General features: G+C 66.1%; 13 protein-coding genes. 5 read left to right on the top strand and 8 right to left on the bottom strand.

Features of this window, described 5'->3' with window-relative positions:
* The first annotated feature begins 22 nt into the window (after nt 1-22).
* Nucleotides 23-910 (top strand): GyrI-like domain-containing protein, encoded by an 888-nt coding sequence (locus tag ACD584_RS08235; RefSeq protein WP_228438008.1) that lies wholly within the window; start codon nt 23-25, stop codon nt 908-910.
* Here ACD584_RS08235 and ACD584_RS08240 read toward each other — a convergent pair.
* The 7 genes from ACD584_RS08240 to ACD584_RS08270 all read right to left on the bottom strand — a co-directional run bounded on the left by ACD584_RS08240 (nt 832) and on the right by ACD584_RS08270 (nt 11,136).
* Entirely contained in the window at nt 832-2,115 is a 1,284-nt protein-coding gene (locus tag ACD584_RS08240) for a type III PLP-dependent enzyme (protein WP_076037026.1), read from the bottom strand. The two genes, ACD584_RS08235 and ACD584_RS08240, sit on opposite strands and share 79 nt — an antisense overlap.
* Nucleotides 2,112-3,881 (bottom strand): IucA/IucC family siderophore biosynthesis protein, encoded by a 1,770-nt coding sequence (locus tag ACD584_RS08245; RefSeq protein ID WP_076037025.1) that lies wholly within the window; start codon nt 3,879-3,881, stop codon nt 2,112-2,114. The genes ACD584_RS08240 and ACD584_RS08245 overlap by 4 nt, the downstream gene beginning before the upstream one ends.
* Nucleotides 3,859-5,037: an MFS transporter gene (locus tag ACD584_RS08250; protein ID WP_070690059.1), complete on the bottom strand. Its 1,179-nt coding sequence runs from the start codon at nt 5,035-5,037 to the stop codon at nt 3,859-3,861. Before ACD584_RS08250 ends, ACD584_RS08245 begins: the two co-directional genes overlap by 23 nt.
* Nucleotides 5,034-6,836, bottom strand: coding sequence for an IucA/IucC family protein (locus ACD584_RS08255; RefSeq protein ID WP_076037024.1), 1,803 nt, complete (start codon nt 6,834-6,836; stop codon nt 5,034-5,036). Before ACD584_RS08255 ends, ACD584_RS08250 begins: the two co-directional genes overlap by 4 nt.
* Nucleotides 6,833-8,059, bottom strand: a complete 1,227-nt coding sequence (locus tag ACD584_RS08260) for a carboxylate--amine ligase (RefSeq protein ID WP_076037023.1) — start codon at nt 8,057-8,059, stop codon at nt 6,833-6,835. The genes ACD584_RS08255 and ACD584_RS08260 overlap by 4 nt, the downstream gene beginning before the upstream one ends.
* A gap of 185 nt (nt 8,060-8,244) precedes the next feature.
* Entirely contained in the window at nt 8,245-10,374 is a 2,130-nt protein-coding gene (locus tag ACD584_RS08265; RefSeq protein ID WP_076037022.1) for a TonB-dependent siderophore receptor, read from the bottom strand.
* Nucleotides 10,375-11,136: an HpcH/HpaI aldolase/citrate lyase family protein gene (locus ACD584_RS08270; protein ID WP_070690067.1), complete on the bottom strand. Its 762-nt coding sequence runs from the start codon at nt 11,134-11,136 to the stop codon at nt 10,375-10,377.
* Between the two features lie 201 nt (nt 11,137-11,337).
* Between ACD584_RS08270 and ACD584_RS08275 the strand changes: the two genes are divergently transcribed.
* The 4 genes from ACD584_RS08275 (at nt 11,338) to ACD584_RS08290 (ending at nt 14,421) form a co-directional block, all read left to right on the top strand.
* Entirely contained in the window at nt 11,338-11,682 is a 345-nt protein-coding gene (locus tag ACD584_RS08275; protein WP_070690069.1) for a hypothetical protein, read from the top strand.
* Nucleotides 11,683-11,933: 251 nt separating this feature from the next.
* Complete coding sequence (locus ACD584_RS08280; RefSeq protein ID WP_076037021.1) at nt 11,934-12,512, top strand: hypothetical protein; 579 nt, start codon at nt 11,934-11,936, stop codon at nt 12,510-12,512.
* Nucleotides 12,509-13,822, top strand: coding sequence for a DUF6792 domain-containing protein (locus tag ACD584_RS08285; protein ID WP_076037020.1), 1,314 nt, complete (start codon nt 12,509-12,511; stop codon nt 13,820-13,822). The genes ACD584_RS08280 and ACD584_RS08285 overlap by 4 nt, the downstream gene beginning before the upstream one ends.
* 29 nt (nt 13,823-13,851) lie before the next feature.
* On the top strand, nt 13,852-14,421 hold the full coding sequence (locus tag ACD584_RS08290) for a relaxation protein (protein WP_070690077.1): 570 nt from the start codon (nt 13,852-13,854) through the stop codon (nt 14,419-14,421).
* A 119-nt stretch (nt 14,422-14,540) separates the two neighbouring features.
* On the opposite strand, the gene ybaL is transcribed toward ACD584_RS08290, so the two are convergent.
* Entirely contained in the window at nt 14,541-16,238 is a 1,698-nt protein-coding gene (gene ybaL, locus ACD584_RS08295) for a YbaL family putative K(+) efflux transporter (protein ID WP_014508649.1), read from the bottom strand.
* Between the last annotated feature and the right edge of the window lie 697 nt (nt 16,239-16,935).

Consider the following 16,935-nt stretch of genomic DNA (forward strand, 5'->3'; position numbering starts at 1 on the left):
GCGCACAAACGAGGACCCGCCCATGCATGACGCAGCCACCGCGCACCGCCACCGCAACGTCGAACGTGTCGTGGCCCATTTGCAGGACAGCATCCGCGCAGGCAGCCCGCTGCCGGATCTGGCCGCGCTGGCCGCGCTGGCGCATCAGTCGCCGCATCACTTCCACCGGGTCTACCGCGCGCTGGCCGGGGAAACGCTGGGCCAGACCACCGCCCGCCTGCGCCTGAGCCAGGCCGTGCATCTGCTCGGCGAGCCAGGCCGCAGCATTACCGACGTAGCGCTGGCAGTGGGCTACCAGACCCCGCAGGCGCTGGCGCGTGCGTTCCGCGCGCTGCTGCAGGTGAGCCCGAGCAGCCTGCGGCAGGCGCCGGCGATACGCGCCCAGACCCTGCAGCAGCTCGCCACGCCCGCGCTGGCACCGCACGCTGCGCCCGCGCCGCTGCAGGTCACCGTGCAATGGCTGGAGCCGCTGGAAGTGGTGGTGCTGCGTCAGCGCGGCGCCTTCGATGACCTGGATCGTGGCTTTGGCCGCATCGCCGCCTGGGCCGAGCGTGCAGGCGTGATCGAGCACCTGCACGCACTGATCGGCGTGCCACTCAGCGACCACCGCGACGTGCCAGCGCAGCAGCATCTGTTCGAGTGCGGCATCGCCTTCGCCACCGCTGTTGCGCCGCCGGCGCCGCTGCACGTGCGTGTGCTCGGCGAGGGCGCACATGCCGTGCTGCGCCACACCGGCAGCTATGCCGGGCTGGAAGACGCGCTCGACCGCCTGCTCGCCGACTGGCTGCCCGGCAGCGGTCACGCACTGCGCGACGCACCCCTGCACTACCTCTACCTCGACGACCCCGAAACCGTGGCCGAAGCCGACTTGCGCGCCGACATCCGCGTGCCGGTGGTGGCGGTTGCCTGAGCGTGCACCGGCAAAAACACCCTCTGCGGTGGCGGGTGCATCAGGAACTGCTGATGCGAAATATTCCACGCATACGCACCCGCCAGCGGGAAGGCCAGGCAGTCGCCGGGGGCGAGCGCTGCAACGCGCTGATTGCGGGCCAGTACATCCTTGGGCGTGCAGAGCTGGCCGACCAGGGTGACCGGGGTGTCGCGCAGCACCGGTGCGTGTGCACCGCGCACCACCACGCACGGATGGTCGTGGCCTTGCGCGGCCGGTGTGCGGAAGTGATGGGTGCCGCCACGGGCAATCGCAAACCACGCGCCGTGGCTGCGCTTGATGTCCAGCACCTCCATCAGGTACCAGCCGCAGCTGGCGCTGACATAGCGGCCCGGTTCCAGGCGCAGTTGCAGGCCATCGCCGTGTGCGTGCAGCACGGCGGGCAGGCCGGCGCAGAAGCCTGCCCAGTCGAACGAGGCCTCTGGCGTCAGATAGTCCACGCCGAAGCCGCCGCCGGCATTGACCAGCAGCGGGCCCAGGCCATGGCGCTGCCGCCAGTGCTGCACGGTGCGCAGATACGCCGCGATCAGGTGCAGCTGCGCGGCGGCATCGCGTTGGTGCGACATCAGGTGAAAATGGAAGCCGCGCAACTCCAGTGCCGGGCTGGCGCGTAGCTGCAGCAGCGCAGCATCCAGGTCGTCCGGGTCCAGCCCGAATGGCGATGGTTGGCCGCCCATCATCAAACGCGTTGTCTGTGCACCGGGCACGGCGATGTTCATGCGCAGGAACACCGGAATGCGCCGGCGGTCGGGCTGGGCGATCTGTCGCGCAATGGCCGCCAGCCGCTGCAATTCGCCCAGGCTTTCCACATGCACGGTGCAGTCGGGCAGGCGCACGGCCTGCGCCAGTTCGCTCTCCAGTTTGCCCGGCCCACCAAACAGCAACGCCGCATCCGGTTGCTGCTGGTGCAGCCAGGCGAGCTCGCCACCGGATGCGGCTTCGAACCCATCCACGTACGGCGCCAGCGTCTGCAGGATCTGCGGTTCGGCATTGGCCTTGGCGGCGTAGAACAGCGTGCAGCCGGGCGGCAGCTGCGCACGCATCCATGCTGCGTGCGCATCCAGTGCGGCCAGGTCGTAGACGTACGCACATAGCGGGGCGTCGCTGTGCGCACGTAACTGCGCCACCGCTGCGCGCACCGCCGTGGCATCGATCTGCAGACTCATGCGGCCACCTGCTGCACGGCATGCATTGGCGCGATGGGGTTGGGCAGGGCGGTGTAGTCCGATTGACGATCTGCACGTTGCAACAGCCGTGTGCCCAGGTTGTTCTTGCCGGGCAGCGGTGCGCCGTCGATCAGGCCTTGCAGCGCCGGCTGCGCGCCATTGCGCTGCTGCCAGCGTGCGGCAATCTCGGCCACGCACTGCCACAGGCGTGCTTCCAGGACCGCATCGCCATCGCTCAGGTGGAAGATCGCTTCGGCCAGATTATTGACCAGCGCGCAGTAGGCCACGCGGTTCCAGGCCTGCTCGGGTGTGTAGTACAGCGACTGCCGTGCGCGCTCGCCCACGCCATGCAGGCGGGCAGCCGGCCAGCGTTGCGCGAGCAGCTTGGTGCCTTCCAGATCGCGGATCCACACGCGCGTGGGCCAGCCATCGCTGAAGCCGATCACGGTGTTCTGCAGATGCGGTTCCAGCGCAATGCCGTGCTGGAATAGCGCACTCCACACACCATCCAGCAGCAGCCCGGCATATGCGCGAAACCAAAGCACGGTGGCGGTGTGCCGGTCCAGGCGGTGGACGCTGTGCGCACGCAGCGCAGCGGCGGCCACGCTGTGGCCCTGCGCATCGCTGGTGAACAGCGCGGTGGCTACTTGCGGGCGCCAGCGTGCACGTTGTGCGGCGGTGGGCGCCTGCCGATACAGGATGCCGAAGCTCTCGGCCAACGCACGCGTGGCCAGCGGATCTGCTGCGGCCAATGCCGGGTCGAACTGGGTGACATCCAGCGAAGTGGCGGCCGGCTCCAGCATCACGTCGAAGCCGGGCACCTGCGCGGCCAGGGCCTGCCAGCTCGGTGCCAGCAGATGCGTCAGCGCCACCGCGCTTTCCAGCTCATACCAGGCGTTCTTGCGCACGCAGTTGGTCAAGCGCACATGCACCGAACACTTGAGGAAATACGCCAGCGCCGGGTGGTACAGCGTGCGCACCGACGAGGTGGGCCGCAGTGGCTCGCCCAACACGCCGACAGGTGTGATCGCGCCGCGTGCCTGCAATTCCTGCAGCAGTGGATCATCGCGCAGGCGTTGCACTTCCCACGGGTGGCAGGGGTACAGATCGGCGTGGCCGCTGAGCTGTTGCAAGGTGGCACGCACATCGCGGCCTTGCACGCGCAGCAGCCGCGGGTCGATGCGGAACCAGTACAACGCAAACGCCACACGTGCTTCCGGTGCGCAGGCCAGGACCTGCGCCAGCGCCACACCTTCGCGGCTTTTGGGCGTGGGGTGCAGTGCGTGGCCCCACAGCAAGGCCTGCTCGGCATCGATCAACGCATCGCCGGTGGGCGTGGCGGCCTGTGCCTGGCGCAATAACGCGGCGGTGATTGCCACGCTGTTGTCGCTTTGCGACAACAGTTCCGGGTTGACCGCATGCGTGCTGCCCAGCGCCTGTAGCAGACTGCGCGCCAATGCATGCGCGTCCAGGCTTTGCCAGGGCTGCCCGGCGGCCTTGAGGAACGGGGTGGACACGAACCGGCAGCGGCCCAGCCGGTCGGCATGGGCAATGCGCACGCACAGCACGCCCGCGTCCCCCAATGCGATCCGCAGCCAGCGATCATCGGCGGTGCGTGCGCCGGGACGATCCGGGCCGGTGTAGTCGAAGTCGGCAGTGCCACGCGGGATGGCGAACTCGCGCAGGTAGCAATTCAACCAGCAGGCGCAGGCCTGCGCATCGGCCATGCTGTCGAACCAGGGGTCAGGCATCGTGTGCGGCGACATCGGCAATTCTCCTCGACGGAAAGCGCACCAGGACGGTGAGCGCAGCAGCGGCGGCCGCCAGGGCGGCGGCCAGGAACGGTGTGGTCGGGCCCCAGCGCTGGGTCAGCGCACCGGCGGCGACGCCGGCCAGCACGCCGGCCCATTTGCCGCAGGCATCGAAGCGGCCGAACAGACGCCCGGCGCCCTGGCCAGTGGCCACGGCAGCCAGGCTGCGGTTGAGCCCACGCAGGCCGAACAACATGCCCAGCCCGAACAGCAGGCGCGCGCCCGCCATGGCCACGGTGTCGTCGAGAAACGCCTGCCATGCGCAGGCCAGTGCAAACACCAGCAAGCCCGGCACCAGCCAGGCCGCGCCATCGCCGCGGCGCCACCACGGCAACACCACCAGATAAACCAGATGCGGCAGGCTGTAGAGCAGGCCAGCCAACGCGTCGTGCCCGGCACCGCGCGCCAGCGCATACGGAATGAAATACGGAAACGTCACAACCATCGCGAAGCAGAACAGGAACTGCGCCACCATCAATGCCGGCCAATTCGCGCTGGCCATGGAGGGCAGTGCCTGGGTGGCGCGTGGCGATGCGGTGCGCGGGCTGTGGGCGGGTGGAGCCGGTTGGTCGGCCGGCAAGCGCCAGGTCAGCGCGAAGGCCACCAGCGGCAGTAGCGCCAACGCGCGGTACAAGGCTTGCGCCGGCCCCAGCGCCACCGCAAGCCCGAGCAAGGCCGGCGCACTGACCATCGCCAACCGCGCCGAGTACTGGGTCCAGTCCAGTGCACGCGCCAATGGCCCGGCCTGCGGCTGGCTGGCCAGGTACGCGTTGGCGGCCGCCAATGAGCCGCCGCAGGTGCCCTGCACGATCAGCCCGACCACCAGCCAGGGCAGGGTGGGTGCGAAGCCGGCGATTGCAAAGCCCAGCGCCAGCCCGAGTTGGGCACGCAGCAGCGAGCGCTTGCGTCCATAGCGATCGGCCAGCCGCCCCCAGGTGCTCGCGGTGAGCGCAGTGCACAGGGTTGGCAGCACATACAGCACGCCGCTCCAGCCGATTGCCGCCGACGGTGCCAGTTCGGCCAGCACCTGCGGCAGAAACAGCGGCATGCCCAGTGCGGTGAAGGCGGCCAGGTAATGCGCAGCCAGCACCGGGCCGAGGATGCGCTTCATCGCTGCGCCACCTGCCGGCGCAGTGCCGCGTCCTCGGCATCGGCAAAGGCCGCGCCAAACGGGTTGGGTGCGCTGTCGCCGTAGAACTTGTTGATATCGCGTGCTCCGGTGTGCTGTTTGCTCAGCAGGCTGCCGGCGCTGAGCAGGTACTTCACCGGGAGCTGCGGTGCGGCGAGCAAGCGCCGCGCCGGTGCGGTGTCGATGCGCTCGGCGTCCAGCTGCGCCAGCGTCTGCGCCAGTTGCGCCTGCAGCTGCGCATACAGCGGTGCCCGCAACGCGGGTTGCCATTCGGCCAGGCCCTCGAGCACGGCCTGCAGATCCAGCTGCAACACGATCGTGCAGAACATCTGCGCCAGTGCCTGCGCATCGTCCACCGCAATGCGTGCATCGTGCAGCGGGCCGAGCGTGTCGATCTCGGGCAGCTGCGCGCGCAGCTGCGGCAGCGCGATGCGTGCGGCGTCGTTGTCCTTCATCAGCAGGCGCGTGGGCTGGCCGGGTGCATACACCAGCACGCTGTTTTGCTGGTTGGCTTCCAGCGCGATGCCATAGCGCAGCCATAGCCGCAGATGCACGGCAAGCAGCAGTTCGGTGTAGTCGCGCCACCAGGCCAGCAGGTCGCCACCGCTGAAGGTCTCGGCCAGATGGATCGCCATCGGCCGGCCATCGGGCATCAGGGCGCACAGCGCAGCCACGGGCACCAGGGTGGCGGTGTCCAGCGCTGGGTAGCGCCGCAGCAGGTAGGCCAGATGCCGGGTCTGCCCGACGTGCCCACCGTGGGATTCGTCAACGAACACGCAGCGCCCGCGCAGCGCGGCATCGTGCGCATCGATGCGGCGCAGCGCCTGCTCCAGCCAATGGCCGTCGTACAACGTGGAAGGCTTGATCAGGCGCAGGTTCAATGCGCCGAGCGTGCGCATCGGGATCGGCAGTTTGAGATGCAGGTGCGGATGCTGCAGCGGCACCAGCGTGCGCACCGACAGCGTCGGGCGCACCGGCAGGTACGTCAGCGGTGCACGCACGCTACCGGCAGGAAGTGCAAACCCGTCCTGTTCCAGCCGCGCCCACACCAGCGGATGCACTGGCCAGAGCTGGTGTGTCTGCGCGAGTTCGGCCGGCAACCCCACGCGCGCAAGGTCCGGCCATAGCTCCGCAGGCGGCGTGCTGGTGCAACTCACCTGCGCCTGCGGAATGGCCAGCCACTGCAGTGCAAACGTTGGTGCGAATTCCGGTGCATAGGCGCGCAGTTCGGCGGGCGCCAAGCCGGCCTTGGCGCGTGCGGTGGGATAGAACGGATGGTCGCGGTAGCTGGCCAGCTGGTCGCAGCGGTACGCGCGCTCGGCAGCATCCGCTGCGCGCAGGGCCTGCGCCAGGTGCGGTGCCTGGGCGGCATACGCGTCGCGTGCCAGGCCGCGATGTGCGGCGGCGCACGCGGCTTCATCGGCGTAGGCGCGGTGCAACTGTTGCGTGTCCGGATCCAGCCCCTGGCTGAGGCGTTGCAGCCAGGCGGCTGCGCCGTGTTCCAGCTGCACCACCGTGCCGCGCTGCACCAGCCAGCGATCGCTGCACGCGCTGATCCGCTGCAGGTAACCGCCGTGGTGAATCGGCAGCCACACGATGCCATCGGGCAGGTGTGTGATGCGCCACCACTGGGTGGGCGGCTGCGGCGCGGCCCAGTGCGCCAGCAGCGCGGCGTCGGGCATTGCCGCGCTGCCGCGGCTGGCGATGCCGCGCAGATCTTCGCGCAGGCAGGCATCGATGATGCGCGTGGTGATGTAGTGCTGATCGGTCGCGTTGCTCATGCGCGCAGCTCCGGTGGGTCGATCCGCCACTGCAGGCCGGCTTCGGCCTGGTGCACGGCCTGCTGCAATGCATCGGCATCGCGCGCCAGTGCGCTCAGCACGCCGAGGTAATCCTTGTTGGAATGGCTGAGCCGGATCTGCTCGCCGGGCACGCGCATGCGGCGGTACTGCACATCGCTGTGCGCGCTGCGATGGTTGCGGTCGTCGCTGGCACTGACCAGCTCGCCGGCATGTTCGGCCACGTAATAGCGCAGCAAGGCGTGCGTGCGCTCGCTGTGCAGCAGTGGCAGCGGCTGGCCCAGGTGCGGTGCCAGCGCGGCGGCAAACCACTGCTGGCCGAACATTGCATCGAGCAGGAATTCGCGCCGGTCGCCGATGCTGCGGTAGTTGATCTCCACCAGCACCGGCCCGTCGCGGGTGAGGATGAATTCGCTATGGCATAGCCCGAAGCCCACGCCGAACGCCCGCAATTGCGCCAACGCCTGCGCGATCACCGGCGTGTCCACCTGCGCGTCCCATTGCGCCTCGCATTCGACAAAATGCGGTGGCGGCGACAGCCGCACCTTGAACCCGCCGATGGCCTGCAGGTGCTGCCCGTCGCCCAGCGTTTCCAGCGTGAAAAGGTCACCTTCCAGCAAGCCTTCCAGCAACACCGTGCGTTGCGGGTGGCGTTGCCACACATCGTCCAGATACGCCTGCAATTGCGCGGCATCGGCGCACTGGCGCACATCCAGGCTGGCCACGCCCTCGCGCGGTTTGGCCACCACCGGCCACGGGATCTGCGCAGGCAAGGCCGCGCCCGGCGCCAGCGTGCAAAACCAGGGCGATGGCATCCCACGCACCTGCAGGCGCTGGCGCATCGCCGCCTTGTTCTTGGCGGCGTAGCACACCTGCCAGTCCTTGCCGGGCAGCCCCAGGCCGGCAGCCACCAGCGCGGTGCTGGTCTGCAGATGATCGCTGTTGCTGAACACCGCGCGTGGGTGCACGCCGGCGTCGTGCAGCACGTCCAGCACGCCCAGCGGATTGAACACATCGCAGGCGATCACCCGCTGCGGCGCGTGTGCCGGATGCGCGTTGAAGTGCGCAAGATGCTCCAGGCGATGGTCGGTCAGCAGCCACACCGGCAGACCCTGCGCGTGTGCTGCAGGCAGGAAGCCATCGGTGATTGCCGGGTGGCAGACGTGGGTCAGGATCACCAGCGGTGCATCGGGTGTTGCGTTCATGGCAGCTCTCGTTCGACAGGACGGTGGGGTCAACCGGTGTAGAGCGGGCTGCCTGGCATCGCACACGCGACACGGGGTGGCCTACGACGCAGCAGGTCGCATCGCCGCAGCGCGGCGCGAAGTGCGCTTCATGCGCACTGTCTTCGGTAGTGCGGCAGCGTGATGCGGCTGCCGCGTGGCGCAACTCAGAACGTGTATTCGAGTCCTGCTGTCACGGTGCGCCCGGGCGCGGCCTGGCGGCCCCAGGGGCTGGTATCCACGCCACGGAACCAGTACTGCCGGTCGAACAGGTTGTTGATCGCCAATGATGCGCTCAGCTTCTGCCCGCCGCGTTCCAGCAAGGTGTGGCTCACCTGCGTATTCCACACCCAGTAGGACGGCAGTTCGCCGACCGAGGCAATGGCATTTTCCTGCACCGTGTTGGCGGCATCGCTATAGGCCTTGCTGAAGTAGTAACTCGACAGCGCGACAGTGGTATGACCGAGCGCGTAGGTGCCGCCCAGCGTGATCTGGTTACGCGAGGTGTAAGGCACGCGCAGGCCATCGAACGCACCCGATTCCTGGCGTGCATCCAGATACGCGTAGCCGGCGTTGAGGGTCAGTGCACGCAGTTGTTCCGGGCTCCATTGCAGTTCCAGCTCACCGCCTTGATGGCGGGTCTTGCCGAGGTTGCGGAACACCCGCGTGGTGTTGTCCAACTGGATCTGCTGATCGAAATCAATGAGGTAGGCGCCCACCTGGATGCGGGTGCGCTCATTGGGTTGATAGCGTGTGCCGAGCTCGTAATTCCAGGCCAGCTCCGCGTCCAGATTATTGCCGAAGATGATCTGGGTCACCTGCGGCGCACGCATCGAGCGTTGCCCGTCCGCATACATAAACCACTGGTCGTTGGCCTGGAAGCCAACCGTCAGGCCCGGCAGCACATCGCGGGTCTGGTTGAGCGTACTCACGCCGGTGGCGCGGTTGAAATAGCGCGAATCCAGCCGCTCGTACCGTAGGCCCGGGGTGATGGTCAGGCGCGCATCCGGCAGCGTGATCGCGTTGCTGACATAGGCCGCCAACGCACGGTCTTCGAACTGCCAATCGCGCACGCTGGTGAACAGGCCATCGCGCAGGCGCAGATTGCCGACCAGAAAATCGATGTCTTCATGTACCGCGCGTACGCCGGCGGTCCATTGTTGCTGCACGCCGCCGGCATCGCCCATGCGCCAGGTCAGGCGCGGCTCACTGCCGACCACACGAAAATCACGCGGCGCCGTCTGGCGCAGTTGCGGTGGCAGATCCGAACGCCAGGTTTCGGTGGCGGCTTGGCGCATGCCGACAATGAAGTTGCGGCTGCTGCGCGCGCTGAAGTTGGTCCATGACAGCCGCACGTCCTGCAGCGGGCCCCAGTCGCCAAACACCTGCTCGTAGCTCAACGACGCGCGCGTGGTGCGGCCGTTGAAGCTATCCAGCGGCCGAGTGGATTGGCGTGGATCGCGGCGGTAATCGTCCGGGCTCAGCGCGCCGGCCAGATCCATGTCCACCAGATACCGCTGCACGCTGGCCTTGAGCAGCTTGGTATCGTCGATCCACCACTCCGCACGCACACGCAGGTTGCTGATGTCGGTGTCGCTGTGCGCGCGCCAATACTCGCCGTAGGTGCGGTTGGCATCCACCTGCAGGCCAAGGCTGTCGGTGACGTAGCCACCGCTGCTCAGCGCGCTGTCCTGCAGGAACTGGCCCTGGCCACCGGCAGTGATCTTGTGCGCCAGGGTGGTGGTCCAATCGCTGGGAATCTCCTTGCTGACCAGGTTGATCACGCCGCCCACGTTGTTGGGCCCGTATTGCACGGCCGCGCCGCCGCGCACGATGTCGATGCGGTCGATCTGGTTCAAGCCGACCGGGAACAGCGACAGGCTGGTTTGCCCGTACGGCGCCAGTGCGAGCGGAATGCCGTCTTCCAGCACCTGCACGCGCCCGCTGCGGCTCTCGTACAGGCCGCGCAGCATGAGTTGCGGCAGGGCGCCGGTGCCGGTTTCATCGAAGATCTTGATGCCGGGCACGCGCTGCAGGGCATCGTCCAATGAGCGATTGCCGCCATTGCGCAGTTGTTCGCGGTCGATCACCTGGCGGCTGCCGGCGTAGCGCTGCACGTCTTCGGGCTTGGAGCGGCCCAGCAGGCTGCCTTGCACCTGCACCGCATCGAGCGCGCGAATCGAAGTGTCGGTCTCTACCGCAGTGCCGTCGGTCTCGCCGGCCCGCGCCAGCGGTGCAGCGCTCAAGGTGGTGGCGGCGATGGCAATGGCCAGGGCGTGGAAACGGAACGTCGGCATCTACGGCGTGCTCCTGCAGGCGGGTGATGAAATGGGTGCGGCAAAGGTGGCCAATTGGGCGCGTAATGCGCGTTGAATCAGGGCACGGTCTTCGCCGGCAAGCAGCCAGCGCAGATCCGGTTGCTGCAGCCAGTGCGTGCGTTGCGCGTCGGTACGTGGGTTGGGGCAGAACGGCACCGCAGCGCTGCGGCATTGCGCGTCCATTTGCAGCAGCAAGGCCCACACCTGTGGATGCGTGGGCTGTGGCCCAAGGCCCAGATCCAGCGCAAGATCGAGCGCGCCTTCCATCACCAGGGTCACGCCGGGCACGGCCAGAATCTGCGGCAACGCCGCAATGCCGGCCGCGCTTTCGATCATCGGCACAATGCGGATGTCGCGGTTGGCCTGCGCGATATAGGTGGGCAGATCGACGTTGCCGAAGCCGGTGACGCGGCCCCCGGTGATGCCGCGCCGGCCCAGCGGCGGAAAGCGTGCCGCGGCAATCGCCCTGGCGATCTGCGCAGCCGATTCGGCGCGCGGAACCACGATGCCACGCGCGCCGGCGTCCAGCACGCGGCCGATCAGTTTTTCGTCCACCTCCGGCACGCGCACCCAGGCCTCGCAGCCGGACAGCTCGCAGGCGCGGATGGCGTGTTCCAGTTCGTCCGGCGCGCGCAGCACATGTTCCAGGTCCAGCACCACAAACCCGTAGCCGATCCGGCCCAGCAGTTCGCACAGCTGCACGCTCGGCAGTGCATTCAGAACGCCAACACGCAGTGGCATGGATGAGGCCGCCAGGGGAACGGGCGCTCATCCTGCGCTTGATGGGAATGATTATCAAGTGTGGTTTCCGGTCTTTTTTTGTAACCAGGGGAGTTGATCCCAGTCGTTTGGACCTGAATTTGTGGGCGGTCGTCGAATACGGTTGGAGTCCTTTCGCCCGCACTCGATTTGATCAACCGCACTGGCCTTGCGCAGAGGGAAATGTTGTTGCTGCCCAGGAAACGACGTCGCCTCGAGGAAACAAGGCGTTTATCGGCCAACTACACCATGTACCGCACTCCAGCCGCGCTGCTATGCATCTCCGTGGTGACTTTGCTGTGCGCTTGCGGAGCAAAGGAGACCACCATGCAATCCAGGGACGCGCAGGCGCGCGATGCCGACGGCGATGCGATCTATCAGAAGACCGCGCATCCGAAGCAGGCTTATCGGATCACCATGATCATCGAGGATGTGCCGGGGTCGTTTGAGGTGGTCTCAAGTAAAGGGTTCTACGACATGACGGGTGCGTCGAGATCTATGCTACGCCGCAGGAGATCGCCACGCTGAAGCGTGCTGATTACGCCAACGATAATGAGGTACTGGATGCCCGTAATCCGTTGTCCATCGCGTTCATGCTAGGCGATGGTTATCGACTGCATTGCATCCCTGACGAATCTTATTGAGGCGGCTATAAAAACGGCGTAGGCTCGGATATCAGGCGTTTACGGGCCAAACTAATCGTGTATCGCACCTCCACCGTACTGCTATGCATCTCTCTGGCCGCATTGCTGTGCGCTTGCGGAGCAAAGGAGACCACCATGCAATCCAGGGACGCACAGGCGCGCGATGCCGACGGCGATCCGGTCTATCGGAAGACCGCGCATCCGAAGCAGGCTTATCGGATCACCATGACCATCGAGAATGCGCCGGGGCCGTTTGGTTTCGTGGACGGTGCCACCTTTTATCAAATGTCTAATCATCAGCAATGCACCCCGATCGAGCCGATTGCTGGGGTTTGGCCTAAGCAGAAGGAAGACAGTATTCCCGCAGTTTTCAAAAAAATCGACGCGACGACCTACGTGGCGACGATCTTTGCAGATGGCATGATTGACGCGGATTATTATGGAAAGGGCGAGTGCCACTGGGAGTTGACGGGGGTCGGTATGTCGCTAAAAGCGAGTGGAAGACATGAGGATACTGACTTTGCACCTAGTTTGGAGAAAGAGCAGATCTTGCAGTCGGCCTCCAAGAAAACTTACTTTTGGAAAGGCGGTTATCCAAAAAGTGGCGTTGATGACTTCCCGGATACAGGTAAGCCATCTGCCGAGAATTACGCTGAGCCCAACCGAAGCAATCTGTTTGTTGTGACTCTCAAAGCAGAGAGGATGGCCCCATGAGCCTGAGCAGTCAGGAATACGCTGCGCTTGCGTATGATGCATACCAAAAGCCAGATAAGGTGGGGCCGACAAGCCCTATCGTAGATATCGGAGGTATTCCTTGCAGGCGCCTGGACTACGTGGACAAGCCGTCGGGCTACCAGGGCGTGATCTACGAACGGGCCGATACCGGTGAAATGGTAGTTGTCCACCGAGGAAGCGAGTTCGATCGCCAGCCCATCCTGGACGGCGCACTGGCTGACGGTGGAATGGTCGCGACTCGCCACAATGCGCAGGTAGCGGACGCCATCGAATATACGCAGCGCGCATTGAACTATGCAAAAGAGAAGCATGTCAGTACCGGCCAACCAACGCCCGATGTTACGGTTGCAGGCCACTCGCTCGGCGGCAATTTGGCGCAAGTTACTGCTCATCACTTCAATCTCAAGGGCCAGACCTTCGACGCCTACGGTGCGGTGAGTCTGGATCGACGGATCCCGGAAGGTGGCGGCGATGTAGTCAATCACGTCATGGCCGGCGATGCAGTCAGCGCCGCTAGCCGGCATTACGGGCGGGTCGAGATCTATGCCACGCCGAATGAAATCGCCACGTTGAAAAGATCCGATTACGCCAACGACAACAGTGTGCTGGACGCGCGCGATCCCTTGTCTGCTGCAGTCAGGTTGGGCGAATCGCATCGCATGCATAACTTCCTGCCAGTCGATGGGACCGGCAAACCGGATACCTCCGTCTTGGAAGACCCTTCGACCCAGCAACTCGCTCGGCAGTATGCGCCGATGATCGAGAAGTATCGCGGCGACGTCGAAGCGCTACGGTCGGGCCTGACGTTGTACTCGCGCGGGATCCCTGGGCTGGCCCGCGATGGGGTCGATCACCTGCGCCGTCCGTTGGAGCCGGGGGCCGGGCGTCGGGAAATGGATGCGCCTAGCTGGCAGCAGCAGATGCAGCAATTCCAGCAGGACCGCGAGCGCAGCCATGCGCCGCAGGGGTGGCAGGTGCCGCTCAAGCAGGATGCGCAGGATGTTCGTGTGGCGTCACCGACCCACGGCAGGCCGCCCACATTGCAGGACGACCCAGGTGCCTTTCTGGATCGCATGCTGGTCGCCGCACAGAGCGGCGACCGTGATCAGTTTCGTCAGATGACACAGGTCTTGGCCAATGAACCTCCGGGCCGCGCACTGCGCTCCGAGGCCGTCGAGATAGTGAATCAGCAGGAACAACATGCGGCCCAGCAGGCGATGCAGTCGCAGCGGCAACAGGCCGAGTCGCAACAGCAAGACACCATGCGCGTTGGTGCGCGCAGCCTGTAGTCGCCATCACCACGAAGGCAGGATGCACGATGAATGCACAAGACCCGATGGCGCTGGTCAGCAAAGCGGCTACCTTGATGGAGCAGTTCGAGCGCCGATGCGCCGAATTGGAACAACTGCAACGCCGCCTTGCGCAGCAGTTGGAGCAGGTGGCCCAGTCGCTGCCAAGCGTGGTGACGCGTTCGGCCGAACAGACGTTGCAGCGCGTGCCCGACACGTTGATTCGAAGCATCCAGCAGGGATTGGATCAACCTGTCGCCGGTTTCGAAAAGCGGCTCCAGCAAGCCGGTGGATTGATCGGCGAAGGCGCGCAGTCGCTGTCCGATCAACTCAAGCGTATCGAGCGCGGGCAGCGCCTACTGTTATGGAAAGGCGCAGCGGTCATCCTGGGGAGTCTACTGATGTTGCTAGGCGGCGGCGGATGGTTGCTGGCCCACTATCGCCAGCAAATCGAAGACAACCAGTTGCGTGCGGAGTTGCTGCGCGCCTACAACGCCGCCGACGTGACGCTGTGCAACGGCCGACTATGCGCCAATGTCGAGACCAGGGGCCCGGCCTACGGCGATCGCCGGCAGTATCGGCCAATCAAGCCGCGCTGATATCGGGCAGCAACAACCGCGTAGCGTGCCGCATGTTCTCGCTTCCCGACCGCGTTCTGCGTGGCGATCGACGACACGCGGCATCGCTGGCGCATTGCCTCGAGCGCATCAGCCGGCGATCACGACGCCGGCACACGCAATGCGCGATACGGCGGGGTGGACATCACCATCTCGGCCAGCGAGTACGCCAGCTCGCGTTCGGCCAGCACGGCGCCGTCGGCGCCGTGTTCGAGCAGGTGCTTCACTTCTGCATCGCTGTGCGCGCGGGCCAGCAGGGTCAGTGACGGGTTGAGTGCGCGCAGCTTGGCCAGCGCTTCGCCGGCTTCCAGCGGCTGCGGGATGGCCAGGATCGCGATCTTGGCCTGCTCCGGGCGCGCTTCGGCCAGCACGCGGTCGGCCGCGGCGCTGCCACGAATCCCGGGAATGCCCGCCGCGTGCGCCTTGGCGACATGGTCGCCGTTGTCGTCGATCACCAGTACCGGCACGCCGCGGCTGCGCAGCAGTTGCGCCAGCGCGCTGCCTACGCGGCCATAGCCGATCACGATGGCGTGGCCGTCCAGCTGCAGCGGCGGGCCGGGCGGCAGTTCCGGCTCCACCGTCGCCGGGGCGTCCTGCGCCTGCTTGGCCTGCCAACGGTCCAGCCACGAGAACAGGAACGGATTGGCCACGATCGACAGCAACGCCCCGGCCAGGATCAGGTCGCGCCCGGTTTCAGGCAGGATCGCCAACTGCACGCCGAGCCCGGCCAGGATGAAAGAGAACTCGCCGATCTGCGCCAGGCTGGTGGAAATGGTGAGCGCGGTGCCGGTGGGGTGGCCGAAAGCGCGCACGATCACGAACGCCGCCAGCGACTTGCCCACGGTCACGGTCAGGAAGGTGGCCAGCACCTGCCAGGGATGGGCGATCAGGATCATCGGGTCGAACAACATGCCCACCGACACAAAGAACAGCACCGCGAATGCATCACGCAGCGGCAGCGAATCGCTTGCCGCCTTGTGGCTGAGCTCGGACTCCTTGAGCAACATGCCGGCGAAGAACGCCCCCAGCGCGAACGACACGCCGAACAACTTCGCCGACCCGAAGGCCACTCCCAGCGCAATGCCGAGCACGGCCAGGGTGAACAACTCGCGCGAGCCGGTGGCGGCGACCTTTTCCAGCGACCATGGGATCACCCGGCGCCCAACCACCAGCATCACCGCGACGAAGGCCACCATCTTCAGCAGCGTCCAGCCCAGTGCGGCCAACAGCGAGGTCGACTCGCCGGCATGTTCGGCAGCGCCGGCGCTGCCGCCGAGCACATTGGCCAGCGCCGGCAACAGCACCAACGCGATCACCATCACCAGGTCTTCGACAATCAACCAGCCCACCGCGATCCGGCCGCGCTGGGTTTCCAGCAGGCGGCGTTCTTCCAGCGCACGCAGCAGGACCACGGTGCTCGCCACCGACAAGGCCAGGCCAAACACCAGCCCCTGCATCAACGGCCAGCCCATGCTCCATGCCAACGCCCAACCCAGCAGCGTGGCCACCACGATCTGCGCCAGCGCACCGGGCACTGCGATCCACTTCACTTCCATCAGGTCGTCGAGCGAGAAGTGCAGACCCACCCCGAACATCAGCAGCATCACGCCCAGCTCGGAGAGCTGGTTGGCCATGGTCTGATCGGCCACGAAGCCCGGCGTAAATGGCCCGACGCATACGCCGGCCAATAAATAGCCAACCAGCGGCGACAGCTTGACCTTTTGTGCGAGCGTGCCCAGCACGAAGGCGACCGCGAGGCCGACGGCGATGATGTCGATGAGGCTGGTGTCGTGATGCATTCCAATCCGTTGTGAGAGTGTCCGGGAGACGGCGAGTTGCAGCCAGCCAACGGCACTGCGCCGGGCATCGCCTGCGGGCATGCAACCTGTTTGCTGGAGTCCGGCGCGAGGGGAACAGGACCGCGGGGCGGTCCGGTTCGCCGGACACCCATAGTACACAGCGCTCGATTAACGCGATGCGACACGCGTGGAGGTCTTTGCGTGGCTGCTGGCAGCGCGTGCGGCGGCAAGCAGCCTGTGCACGCGTCGCGTGGTCATCGTGGCGTGCTGATGCGCGCAGAGGCCGATGCCGGCGCGGGCACTCGGCACTGCTTTGCGTGCCTGTGGCGCAGCCTGGGCTGTTGACCCACGTGATGCGATGAGGCTGCGGCAAAGCGGTGATCGCGTAGGCCGTCAGTAGCAATCGTGGGCATCGTTTACCTTGCGTGTTGCGCCTCGCTCTGCAGGTGCAGATGCAGGTGCGGTTGCAGTTTGCAGTTGCACCTGCATTCGTAGTTCAGGGCAGCCGCACTTCGGGACAGTTGCAGTTGGCGCGTTACCTGTGGGGGCGACTCCGCATCAGCGAGCCCCGCAGCTCCGCTTTAGTGCACGTGCAGCGCCGTTGCTGCGGCGCAGCGTCAACGCCACACGCACCGCGATGCTAGCGAGCCCGACGCAGCCTTCCCGGCTTGTTCGCTCCACGAACAACAGCTGCGCC

The sequence above is a fragment of the Xanthomonas sp. NCPPB 2922 genome (genome assembly GCF_041520885.1).
GTDB lineage: Bacteria > Pseudomonadota > Gammaproteobacteria > Xanthomonadales > Xanthomonadaceae > Xanthomonas > Xanthomonas campestris.